The organism is Terrimonas sp. (genome assembly GCF_003075435.1).
Classification (GTDB): domain Bacteria; phylum Bacteroidota; class Bacteroidia; order Chitinophagales; family Chitinophagaceae; genus Agriterribacter.
Genome location: NZ_QCZJ01000018.1, coordinates 108,712 through 120,985, shown reverse-complemented (window position 1 = coordinate 120,985; position 12,274 = coordinate 108,712). Strand labels below are relative to the sequence as shown.

9 protein-coding genes are annotated in these 12,274 nt (G+C 40.2%); 6 read left to right on the top strand and 3 right to left on the bottom strand.

Annotated features, from left to right (window positions below; all coding sequences use genetic code 11):
• Positions 1-181 precede the first annotated feature (181 nt).
• On the top strand, positions 182-715 hold the full coding sequence (locus DC498_RS18220; protein WP_206197682.1) for a transposase: 534 nt from the start codon (positions 182-184) through the stop codon (positions 713-715).
• Positions 716-1,402: 687 nt separating this feature from the next.
• Here DC498_RS18220 and DC498_RS18215 read toward each other — a convergent pair.
• Positions 1,403-2,722 carry a DUF5103 domain-containing protein gene (locus DC498_RS18215; protein ID WP_133176890.1) on the bottom strand — a complete coding sequence of 440 codons (1,320 nt, stop codon included), beginning with the start codon at positions 2,720-2,722 and terminating at the stop codon, positions 1,403-1,405.
• A gap of 20 nt (positions 2,723-2,742) precedes the next feature.
• On the opposite strand from DC498_RS18215, the gene DC498_RS18210 reads away from it, so the two are divergent.
• From DC498_RS18210 to DC498_RS18195, 4 genes are all read left to right on the top strand, one after another.
• Complete coding sequence (locus DC498_RS18210; RefSeq protein ID WP_116875591.1) at positions 2,743-3,978, top strand: ABC transporter permease; 1,236 nt, start codon at positions 2,743-2,745, stop codon at positions 3,976-3,978.
• A gap of 115 nt (positions 3,979-4,093) precedes the next feature.
• Positions 4,094-4,891, top strand: coding sequence for a class I SAM-dependent methyltransferase (locus tag DC498_RS18205; RefSeq protein WP_116875574.1), 798 nt, complete (start codon positions 4,094-4,096; stop codon positions 4,889-4,891).
• Between the two features lie 164 nt (positions 4,892-5,055).
• Positions 5,056-5,940 carry an AraC family transcriptional regulator gene (locus DC498_RS18200; protein WP_116875573.1) on the top strand — a complete coding sequence of 295 codons (885 nt, stop codon included), beginning with the start codon at positions 5,056-5,058 and terminating at the stop codon, positions 5,938-5,940.
• A gap of 126 nt (positions 5,941-6,066) precedes the next feature.
• On the top strand, positions 6,067-7,482 hold the full coding sequence (locus tag DC498_RS18195) for an APC family permease (RefSeq protein ID WP_116875572.1): 1,416 nt from the start codon (positions 6,067-6,069) through the stop codon (positions 7,480-7,482).
• Positions 7,483-7,512: 30 nt separating this feature from the next.
• Here the strand turns inward: DC498_RS18195 and DC498_RS18190 are convergent, their stop codons facing one another.
• Positions 7,513-9,273, bottom strand: a complete 1,761-nt coding sequence (locus DC498_RS18190) for a DUF885 family protein (protein WP_116875590.1) — start codon at positions 9,271-9,273, stop codon at positions 7,513-7,515.
• Between the two features lie 181 nt (positions 9,274-9,454).
• Between DC498_RS18190 and DC498_RS18185 the strand changes: the two genes are divergently transcribed.
• The gene (locus DC498_RS18185) at positions 9,455-11,146 is read left to right on the top strand and encodes a glycoside hydrolase family 32 protein (protein WP_116875571.1); all 1,692 of its coding nucleotides are present in this window, start codon (positions 9,455-9,457) and stop codon (positions 11,144-11,146) included.
• Between the two features lie 92 nt (positions 11,147-11,238).
• Here the strand turns inward: DC498_RS18185 and DC498_RS18180 are convergent, their stop codons facing one another.
• Complete coding sequence (locus DC498_RS18180) at positions 11,239-12,243, bottom strand: DNA topoisomerase IB (RefSeq protein WP_206197681.1); 1,005 nt, start codon at positions 12,241-12,243, stop codon at positions 11,239-11,241.
• Between the last annotated feature and the right edge of the window lie 31 nt (positions 12,244-12,274).

The following is a 12,274-nucleotide window of genomic DNA, read 5'->3' as shown; positions in this document are numbered from 1 at the left end:
TATCCCATACCTATCTCCCGCTGATAATAGATTGTGTATGCATTGCACCAAAAAATAAACAAACGCATTATGAATCCTTACAGTTTAATACAAAGTCTTAGCTTAACGACTATGGTGTCCCACGAGCCACTCTCTGCAACCTCAATGAAAAGGCGGCGGAATTTTGTATATTGAGTGAGTTATGAATTATCAGGAAAAACACCGAAAGTCGTATATCCGCATTGGTGAAATATATTTTTGGACGGCTACCATAAATAACTGGATGAAATTATTAATGAGCGACCAATACAAAGATATTATCATTAGCTCATTCAGATATTTAAGTAATTCCGGCAAGATTGCTGTATTCGCTTTTGTGATCATGCCAAATCACATCCATGTAATATGGCGTATAAATGCCATGAATGGGAAAGAAACAGCCCAGGGCTCTTTTCTCAAATATACGGCTCATGAATTCAGGAAGCTTTTGCTGCGTGAAGATCCGGCTATGCTTAGTTTGTATACCGTTGATGCCAGTAATAAGCTGCATGAATTCTGGCAACGCGATCTCTTAGCCATTCATTTATATTCCCGGGAGGTTGCTTACCAGAAATTGGACTACCTGCATCGCAATCCTACAGCAAAGCATTGGCAACTGACAAATGATTATTTAAACTATACCTACTCATCGGTGCGGTTTTATGAACTCGATATAAAAGAGTATGACTCTTTTTAAAAGATTTGAGAGAAGAGTTTTGATGGTTTTGTGTTTCGTGGGACACGAACCACGGCGGGTGAAGTTTCTGTAATAGAAACGGAGCGAAGGGTTCAGCTCATTCATTTGCACTAAGAAAGACAACACAAAGCAATTTGTGGATGATCAAGGTTAGTTCAATTATGTATAAGATTCTTCTTATCCTGAATGAGAAAAGCCGTGTGAGATGAGAATCTCAAGCACGGTTTTGTGGAGGGCTTGGGCTGAAATGCCCTTGCATATCCAACCCATATAAGCTGATGGAATAAAGCATGTTAATAATACTCAGGAACCAAGTGCAAGAGCGTCTCGCTTGTGACGTGAGTTAGCAAAATAATACTATAATAACAGCCCGGCAACGCCGGGTTGTTGTAGTTTAGTTAAGTGCTTTTTTAATTTTACGATTAGCGATAAATCAAAATAGAAGTGCGGCAAAGCTCAATAGTATTACTACAGTACAAGCGAGCGTGGCAACCGAAGCTTAATAGTAGTACTATAGCTAAGTACTAAAAATAAATTCTTTCCTCTTCGTGGCCCTATGCTGTTGCCAATGCAAAATCAGCACAGGTACCGGGACTTGTTACCGGTAAGCGAACAAAAATACTGGGTACATCTATTCATCTGTGCGATGAGGTACTTATTCTGTTTCATGACCGCACAGATGATTTGCTAAAACTGCCCCGGGCGGTTTTGCATTGAATTGATAGACGATACGCTCAGTAGCTGGTCGTACCTGCCACCCAGCTCCCTGTAATAAACGAGAATGGTATACTGGTTTTCCGTTTCCCAGATATTGCCTTCTGTTTCTGTAGTGAGGAATTTAATATTATTGGCAGATGGTTCTCCCAGGCCGTATATATAATCATAATAACCCTGCTTTAAAAACAGGGTTGTTTCATATTGCCTTTTCTCTTCATTCCATTGCAGCTTTGCCTCTTCATCCTTACCATAATTGGTTATTTGACCGATAATATACAGGTTGTTTTTAGGGTAGGGCATATTATCCGGCGGCACATAAGTAAAATGAACGGTAGCATAATCCGCATGCCAGTAGGGATTTACATTCTCGTTATTCACAGCCGCGTAAGCGCCGTTATAATCTTTATAATACACATAGCGCTGGGTATTGCGGGATACATCCGGAATAACATACAGGTCATAAGCGGTGTTGGTATTTTGCTGCCTGCGAACCCGGTCGCTTAATAAACGGAAACTGGTCAAATCAAGCCAGCGCCATTCACGCATTGCGGGAAACAGGCAATCTGTTTCTGCATTATACTCGTAAGCATTGCCTCTTATTATGGTAGGCTTTATGTTTTGAATGCAATTGTCCCAGCGATAATTCTGAAGTATAACAACTTTGATCTGCTGCTGGGGATAACTAACATTTAATGTACCTGAATTAACAGCCAGTTGAATTTTCTGGTGGCTTCTGAATAATTGCTGGTTGAATGGTTGCTGTACCTGGGCGGCTACACTGATAAGCGGCTGGTAAACTACGAAGCGTTTGGTGAATGCCAGTTTTGAAGTATCTCCGTTAAGAAAAACTTTAAGCACATAGTTGCCGGCTTTGATTGGCATAATATCCCTGTTGGGAAAACTAAGCTGGTAATGGGTGTATCGCGTAAGCACCTGCGCTGCGCTGCGGTATGTAGTGATGCGCTGGTTCGTGTATCCTTTAGCGTAATCAAAATAGCTCATTTGCACGGCAGACCAGTCTGCATTGCGTAATTCAATATTATAATAATAGCTTTTAATATCGGCGTCTGAATCATCAAAATCCAGTTGCAGCATATCGCTGCTGTTTAACCTGATAACAGGGTAGGAGAGTTGATTGCCGTATTGCGTAAGCATCACGGTTTTAATATTGTTCATAAAAACCTTATCAGGTTCCCGCTGTGCTTTTAGTGTTTTAACTGAAAAAAAAGCAAAACAGAAAAGCATTATTGAAAAGTATCGTTTATACATCGCTATTTCAATTATCTTCACAATTTAGTAAAATACAGGATTTGAATATAGCCTCATTTATAGCAAGAAGAATAGTATTCAACAAGCAACGTTTTTTTTCCAGGACAATATTGCGTTTAGCTATAACCGCAACAGCTATTAGTGTGGCGGTGATGATTTTAACATTAGCATTTTTAAATGGCTATCAGCAGGCGGTGAGCGAAAAGATATTCAGCTTTTCAGGGCATCTGCGCCTGCAGCATTATGAACAGTATAAAGCCGCGATTGCTGAAGAATCTCCCATCATGCCTAACGATACTATTGCAAATGCCATTGCAAAAACCGCGGGCGTAAAACACATCCAGGCCTTTGCCACCAAGTATGCTATCCTCAAAACAGATAATGCTATAGAAGGTGTGCTGTTTAAAGGGGTAGGGGAAGATTATGATTTCAGTACCATGCAGCAGTTTCTTACACAGGGGCGCTGGCTACATTTTAATGATACTACTTATAGCAGGGAAGTAGTTATTTCTGAATATACCGCAAAGCAGCTCGAGCTGAAAGTTGGCGATAAAATACTGATCTATTTTTTTAAGGGAGAAGAGAAAAAGCCAAGACCCGATAAGCTGACTGTTGTTGGCTTATATAAAACCTATATGGAAGAGTATGATAAATTGTATGCTATAGGCGATATACAACTTATTCAAAAGTTGAACGACTGGACTAAAGGTGAAATAGGCGGTTATGAAATTTTCCTGGATGATTACCATAAAATGGATGAGATAAACAGTGCGATATTTGAAACTTTACCGGGAGAATGGGGAAGTAAAACCATTAAAGATATCTATCCCAATATATTCGACTGGTTAAGCCTGCAGGATATAAACGGATATGTTGTTTTAGGAGTAATGACCGTTATTGCTGTTATCAATCTTATTACCTGTCTTATTATTATCGTGCTGGAGCGCACACGTATGATAGGTGTGCTGAAAACGGTTGGCGCAACAGACTGGACGGTGCAGAAGATATTTACCCTGCAGGGTGCTATTATAGCTTTTGCCGGCACATTTATCGGGCTGATAGCAGGACTTGGTGTTTGCTGGATACAAACAAAAACGCATTTCCTTTCCTTTTGGGATGAAAATGCGTATTATATGACTGTTGTACCTGTAAAAATTATCTGGTGGCAGGTGGCGCTTGTAGTAACAGGAACTATAGTGGTTTGCACGCTAACCCTGCTTATTCCAACAATGGTAAGCAGGAGAGTACAACCTGCAAGAGCGGTGCAGTTCCGGTAAGTATGAGGTTTAGGATTACGGGTTGTGTACCTGCTTACCACCCGCGACTTACCACTTTATTCTGTAATTTGCAGACTTGCAGAAAAGCAACTATTTCTAATAAAAATCTTTCATTTTGTTCGAGTTTCACGCAGATCGCAGGCGATATTTTGAAATCCAAATTGAGAATGCGGAAAAATATGTTATTCCTTTTATTGAAGAAAAGTTTGCATTACAACCAGGTATGCGCATATTGGAAATAGGTTGTGGTGAAGGCGGCGTTTTGAAAGCTTTTATTAACCGGGGCTGTACCGGCGTTGGGGTTGAGCTTGATCCTGCAAGGGTTGAAATGGCAAAAGAATACCTGCCGGAAGATATTGCTTCCGGCAAATTTATACTGCTGGCTAAGGATATTTACGAATCAGATGTAGAGAGGGATTTTAATGGGGCTTTCGATATTATCATTCTGAAAGATGTGATTGAACATATACATAACCAGCCCAGGCTAATCCGTTGGATGAAAACCTTTCTTAAACCATCAGGTACTATTTTCTTTGGCTTTCCCCCCTGGTATATGCCTTTCGGTGGTCATCAGCAGATCTGTAAATCTTTTGTGTCGAAGTTGCCATACATTCATTTGCTGCCGCGGTTTATGTATCGTGGCATTTTAAAATCGAAAGGTGAGAATGTTGAGGAGATGATGGAAATACGTGATACTGGTATAAGCATAGAAAGGTTTGAAAAAATATGTAAACAGGAAGGTTATGCCATTCTGCACAAAAAACATTACCTGCTTAATCCAATATACGAGTGGAAGTTTGGATGGAAGCCCATTAAGCAGGCTGGTATTGTGAGCGCAATCCCTTTTGTAAGAAACTTTTTTACTACCTGTGTATATTATTGTATTATTCCTGCAACAGAAGTAAAAAAATAATGCAAACTATTGCGCTTTGAATGTAGTAGAAAGATGGATAAAACTAATCTAAAGGTTAATATTATGCCAGGCATTGAAGGATGTTGTAAATATATCACTCCGGGCAAAGTTTTTATTCATGCATTAGTGGCAAAATCAAAAATTTGCTTATACTTACATGAACTATGAAAGTACTTCAGTTTACCATACCTGTAGCGTACGACAGGAGCTTTATTGTTCAGAAAGATGTATTACCGCATTTTTACCCACACCTGCACAGGCATACAGAAGTGCAACTTACCTGGGTACAAAAAGGGGAAGGCACGTTGATTGTGGAAAACAATATGCATACTTTCTGGGCTAATGATATTTACTGGATAGGCGGCAATCAGCCGCATGTTTTTAAAAGCGACCCTTCATATCTTTCCCCTAAAAGCAGGAAAACCGTTCAAACTTTTTCTATATACTTTAATCCGTTTGGATTACTGGCACCGCTTTTTTCTTTACACGAGTTTAAAAAAATTAAGGCTTTTGTAGAAAGAGCGCAGAGCGGTTTTAAACTGCCCGGAGATGCGGTGGGAGAAGCATCGAGCTGGATGCTTAAAATACAGAACAGCAAAGGGCTTGACCAGTTTACCAATTTCATCGGGCTGATTAATTATATCCAGTCATTAAATACATTGCAGCAACTTGTATCCGGCACCAGGCTTTCGCAGGTGAATGAGCAGGAGGGAATTCGTATCGGAGGCATATATGACTACATCATGAAACATTTTGATGAAGACATTACACTTGAAGCCATTTCCAAACATGCTAATATGACTCCCCAGGCATTCTGCCGGTATTTTAAAAAGAATACACGCCTCACTTTTGTTTCTTTTCTGAATGAAGTGAGAATAAATGAGGCCTGTAAAAAACTGGCAGAAGGGGCTTACGACAGCATTTCAACCATTGCGTACCACTGCGGGTTCAATAGTATTGCCAATTTTAACCGCGTATTCAGAACAGTTACCGGAAAATCTCCGAGGGAATATTTGCGGGAGTTTGATACGCTTCCATTGTCGGAATAGTTTTTAAATTATCTAATAGATACGCGGGGGTGCGACAAAATAATAGCAAAACCAGTAAAGAATTGCAAATAGATAATTTTTACATCAATTATCTTTAACAATAACTAAACACAGCAGATTCGTACAATGTCAAACGAGAAACATGCTTTTAAACCTACACTTGGTTTGCTTGATGCAACGATGGTTGTATCAGGTGGTATGATAGGATCCGGAATTTTTATTGTTAGCGCGGATATTACCAGGAATACAGGCAGCGCGGGCTGGCTGATACTGGTGTGGATCATTACAGGATTTATGACGGTTACAGCAGCGTTAAGCTATGGAGAGCTTAGCGGTATGTTCCCAAAAGCTGGTGGGCAGTATATTTATTTAAAAGAAGCATGGGGACCGTTACCCGCCTTTTTGTTTGGCTGGAGTTTTTTTGCAGTTATCCAAACAGCTACCATAGCGGCGGTTGGGGTTGCTTTTGCAAAGTTTACCGCATATCTCATTCCTGCTTTAAGTGAAGATATTGTAGCCATAGACCTGGGTTTTCTGCAAATTTCACCGGCGCAGCTTTTATCTATAGCAGTAATAGTATTACTAACGTATATTAATACCCGCGGTGTAAAAAACGGGAAGGTGCTGCAAACTACTTTTACTCTTACCAAAATAGCCAGCCTTTTTGCCCTGATCATTTTCGGGTTGATTGCCTTTAAACCTGAAGTATGGAATGCCAACTGGGAAAATGCCTGGGATCTGCATAAGTTATCTCCAGACGGATCTATAGAGCAATATACAACGATAGCTGCTTTTGGTGCTATTGCTGCGGCAATGGTAGGCTCTATTTTCAGCAGCGACTCGTGGAATAATGTGGCCGCAATAGCCGGTGAAATAAAGAACCCGAAACGTAACATAGGATTAAGTTTGTTTTTGGGAACGCTGATTGTTACCATTATATACGTGCTCACCAATATCATGTATACAGCGGTATTATCGCTGCAGGAAATTACTGCTGCTGATAAAGATCGTGTTGCTGTTGCAGCTTCACATGTAATTTTTGGTAGCGCCGGCACTGCCATTATTGCTGTAATGATAATGGTATCAACCTTTGGTTGCAATAACGGGTTGATAATGGCCGGGGCAAGAGTATACTATACTATGGCAAATGATGGTTTGTTTTTTAAAAAAGCAGGGACATTAAATAATGCTTCGGTTCCGGGTTTTGCGCTATGGATTCAATGTGCTTTTGCAGCGGCATGGAGCCTTAGCGGAAAGTATGGTGATCTGCTTGACATGATTTCATTTGTAGTAGTGGCATTTTATATGCTGACTATTGCAGGTATTTTCCGTTTAAGAAAAACACGTCCTGATATTGAACGCCCGTATAAGGCATTTGGTTACCCGGTATTACCTATACTATACATATTGATGGGGCTCGCATTTTGTATATTACTGATTGTTTACAAACCAAAGTTTACATGGCCGGGTTTGATCATTACTTTAATTGGTATACCGATATATTATGCAATGAAGAGGAACACCGGAGAGAACGATAAATAATAAATTGTTTAACCGATAGTTTTATGCACTTTATTTATAAAACCTCCATTGTGTTTTAAAATCTCTTTTCAATGATTGGTTTATAATGATAGCACGCAACATTTCAATCGGCATACTGTTTTCGTGAAGCAATGCATCGTTAAACTGCCTGATGGTCAATTTCTTTGTATCAACCAATTCTCTTTTTAATGCCATTTGCTGTAAACCGCCGATCATATATGCAATCTGGTATAATGGGCTGTAACCGCCAACAAACGACCTGCGGACTTCGCCTTCTGCGTTTGCACGTTCATGCCCAACACGATCAACCAAAAAATCAATACATTGTTGTGGCGTCCATTTCCCGAGATGATAGTTGAGTGAAAATATGATCCTTGCGCAGCGGTGCATTCTCCAGAATAACATGCCTATCCTGTCTTCGGCTGAACGTGGAAATTTCATATCCCACAAAAGTAATTCCCAGTACAGCGCATTTCCTTCTACCCAAAAAGGTGTATCAAAGTTGCGGTAGGTTTTATAACGGTTGCTCATATATCCCTGCAGGTGATGACCCGCTATTAATTCGTGATGAACAGTTGCTCTTGAAAAATGAGGATTGTTGCCACGCATACTCATCATCTTCTCATCATAATCCATCGTATTGGTTGGGTAAGAAATGATGAGTGCTTCGCCACCCAGGAAAAAAGGATTTACCAGTTGCCTTTCAGGCGACATCATCAGCATGCGCCATGTTTCCTCAGATAATTCCGGGATAGTGATCAGATCATGCTTCTTTAAAAAATCTACCGATTGCTTGTACAGGTCAAACATTGCCTCAGGTTGTTTACCCGGCGCCACATATGAATTTTTTACTTTTTCCTGTGCCGCTTTCCAGTCATTGCCAAAGCCCATTTCTTTAGATGCTTTTAATAACTCAGCATCGCACCACGCAAATTCTTTATTGGCAATATCAACCAATTCTTCCGGTGTGTATGGAATATACTCATATTGCAACTGGCGGATAATTTCTTCTCTGCCAATCGGATTACCTATAATACCGCTGCCATCATCTTTTTGTGTGCTTCTTACAACACCTTTATTCTGCAATGCGGCGGCGTATTTGCCTAATGCACTATCTGTTTTTTGATAAGTAACAGGAACCCACCAGGTAAACAAAGGATCGTATCCATTATAAAAAGTGTATACATTTTTAAGGGTAGCCTGCAAAGCCCTGGCAGTTTCTGAAGCGTACTTTGCATATTTCATGTCTATACTGTCGCTTTTTTTCAGCGCTTCATAGCTTTTAATGATTTCCTGCTTTATGCTGTTTAATTCCTTTGCCACAGCTTCACCATCAACAGCAAGGCCTCTTCTTCTTGGCTTTTCAAGATTATATATACGATCTGAAAATGGAAAATAGCCTGCGACTTTTTCATAATCTTTTTGTTCGGCAAGCAGGTCGTATCTTTCATTATCGAGATTGCGTTTAAAAAGCAGGTAGTCAACTTTGCCATTTACATTCATTTTATCAAAATCAACCTGCTGTATTTTTTTCAGGTATGCATCAATCAACTGCAGCAGGCGCCGGCGGCGCTCCGGTGTATTGTAGTCATTACTATTTCGCATTCTTCCCCATCCCGGCGCATCTGAGCTTGAATAAAACCGGGATACATTGCCTTTGTCAGCTGCGTAATTTATCATCAGGTCATTTATTTCGCTGGTTTGCAGATAAAGATCCGTATTTGGTCCCTGTGCCCGGGTTGTTGTGATAAATAATAGAAGTATAACAGTAATAATGCAATGCCTGCGCATATAAATAGATTTACTCAATAATTCTTAAAGCTAATCATGAATAGCTGAACCCTGCAGGCATATTTTGACCTTTTTTTATCAGATATAAACACAAAACCTGAATTACTAAATATCATGCTTTATATTTAACAGGTAATAGCGGTATGAATTGCCTGTATTATTAATACAATAAAAAACGATCATGGTCACTCGCTTGCTCCAAGTTTTTCTTTACCTGGTTTTTGTTTTACCAGGAATTGCCCAGCAAACGCCTCTAACAAAAAATATCAGCGTATACTTTAACAGCGAAAAAAAATATCTTGTATTACCCGTTAAAAATGGTGCGCAGAAACGTAATCTTGAATTATGGGTTGATGGCGTGAATACCCGTTTTTGGGATATGGAGCTGGCAGAAGATAAACCGGACTGGTACGCATATATGCGTATTGATGAATGGAAAGGAAAGCAAATTGAGTTAAGGGTAGATAAGGTTGCTGCTGCATCAAAAGTTTTTGATCCGGTAATGCAAAGTGATGAAGATACCAACTCCAATGAGTATAAAGAAAAGCTCCGCGCTCAATTTCACTTCTCCCCAAAACGCGGTTGGACGAATGACCCTAATGGTATGGTATACTTTAATGGCGAGTATCATTTGTTTTTCCAGCATAATCCCTATGGGCGTAATTGGGGTAATATGACCTGGGGACATGCCGTCAGCAAAGATCTTATTCACTGGACAGAGCTGGATGATGCGCTGCATCCCAACCAGGGCGGCCCTGTATTCAGTGGCGGCGCTGTAGTTGATAAAAATAACACAAGCGGTTTGAGCGAAAATGGCAGACCGGCAATGATAATGTTCCATACCGGTGCAAGAGGATGGGGACAGTATATAGCATGGAGCACAGACGGGCGTACATTTCAGCGGCAGATAGCGGCAGTTGTTCCCCGCATTAATAAAGATAACCGCGACCCTAAAGTAATATGGCATGAGCCAACAAAAAAATGGGTAATGGTTTTTTGGGTAGAGCGGGGAAATAATGAACAACACAGCATGCAGTTTCTTACTTCGCCAGATTTGAAAAACTGGACGCCTGCTAGTATTGTGTATGGCGGCATGGGCAATGATCGCTATTTATTTGAATGCCCTGAATTTTATGAGCTGCCTGTGCAGGGTATGGATGGTGTAAAAAAATGGGTGCTTACCGGCGCAAATACCGAGTATGCTATTGGAACTTTTGACGGAACAACTTTTACGCCGGAAGAGAACAGGTTGCAAAACCAGCATGGCCGTGATTTTTACGCACCGCAAACATTTAGTGATGAACCAACAGGCAGGCGTATAGAAATCGGCTGGTGGCGCACCAACACCGCTAAGGATGAAGCGGCGTTCAACCAATCTATGAGTTTACCCCTGGAGCACAAACTGATTAAAACAACAGAAGGCATCAGGCTTACGCGTATGCCGGTTAAAGAAGTAGAAAACCTGCGCAGTGGCAAAGCATATAAACCGGGCAACAAAACAATCAAAGAAAATGACACCAATCCATTAAAAGATATAAGCATTGAACTGGCAGAATTAAGAATGGAAATCACACCTGGTAAGGCAAAAGAAATTGTTCTTAATATACGCGGTGTAAACGTAGTATATAATGTGGCTGATCAGCTGCTGGTGGCAGATGGCGTAAAAGCTCCGGCTCCATTACAGCAGGGTAAGCTTAGCCTGCTGGTATATGCCGATAGAACCGGGCTTGAAATTTTTGCCAATAATGGTTTAATGTTTATGCCTGTTAATATTAATATAGATGACAGCAACCGCTCTTTATCATTGTCAGCAAAAGGAGGAGTTGCTAAAGTTTCAGGTATTGAAGTGTATGAGTTGAAGCGTATCTGGTAATGCTTTTTACCCGTTGTTCCTGTTACCTCTCTTCTTTAGAACAATCGCTGGCGATTTAGAAATTATTTGATAAGGTTATTCTTTATAATCTCTTAATCTTTTTTTTCTTTTTTATTCAGCCTTTTCTTCAACAGGCATAACACCCCCAATTCTTCAACCGAAAGATTTTCATTCTTTTTGAGCATACGTTTTACTTCGGTTTGAAAATAGGTAAGTGTTCTGCCCTGCATATAGTTGTTTATTATCCGGGGGTCTATATACGAGCTGCGTGCAATGGCAGGTGTATTGCCTAGTTTTTCGCTAACCTTCACTACTGCTTCACGTATATTTTTATTCAGTTTTTTCTGGTCTTTTTCTTCTACTGCGCCTAATTCATTTAATGCAATTGCGGCAATCACAGTTCCCGCCCATGTGCGAAAGTCTTTAGCCGAAAATTTTTCTCCCATCACTTCGCGTATATACTCGTTAAGGTCGTTGCTCTTAACATCGTGAACTTTTTCGTTCTCATCAATAAATTTAAAAATTTCATATCCCGGCATATCATCTATCTCTTTTACAATTTTAGTAAGCCGTGCATCTATAATATGCCTTTCCTGCTCCTGTCCCGATTTTCCAATATACGAAAAGACCATTTCATTGCCATTAATTTCAAGGTGTTTGCTTCGTAAAGTAGTCAGTCCATAACTCTCGTTTTCTTTTGTATAAAGATCATTACCCGGGCGAAAAAATGCCGCTTCCAATAACCTTACCATAACAGCCAATACTTTTTCCCGGTTTAATTTTCGTTTGCGTAAATGCTGGCCGGTTACCCGGCGCATATGTTCTAATTTATCGGCAAAATGAATAATGCGGTCAAATTTTTCATTTTCCTTTTGCTGACGGAATTTTGCATTATAGATATATTGCTTTCGTCCTTTTGCATCAAATCCGGTTGCCTGGATTTTGGCACGCGAAGATGTATTGATCTCTACTTTTTCCCATGCCGGAGGAATCACAAGAGATGTAAAGTATGCCTTAAGCTTTGCATCCGTTATCTTCTTGTTTTCTTTATCAATATAAAAAAAGCTTTTACCACGCTTTTTCCTATAGCATATCATAAGGAAGTTTATTGGAATTGAAGATATAGTT

Coding starts and splice junctions, on each gene's coding strand:
- DC498_RS18220 (WP_206197682.1), top strand. CDS start 182: ATGAATTATCAGGAAAAACACCGAAAGTCGTATATCCGCATTGGTGAA.
- DC498_RS18200 (WP_116875573.1), top strand. CDS start 5,056: ATGAAAGTACTTCAGTTTACCATACCTGTAGCGTACGACAGGAGCTTT.
- DC498_RS18195 (WP_116875572.1), top strand. CDS start 6,067: ATGTCAAACGAGAAACATGCTTTTAAACCTACACTTGGTTTGCTTGAT.
- DC498_RS18190 (WP_116875590.1), bottom strand. CDS start 9,273: ATGCGCAGGCATTGCATTATTACTGTTATACTTCTATTATTTATCACA.
- DC498_RS18185 (WP_116875571.1), top strand. CDS start 9,455: ATGGTCACTCGCTTGCTCCAAGTTTTTCTTTACCTGGTTTTTGTTTTA.
- DC498_RS18180 (WP_206197681.1), bottom strand. CDS start 12,243: ATGATATGCTATAGGAAAAAGCGTGGTAAAAGCTTTTTTTATATTGAT.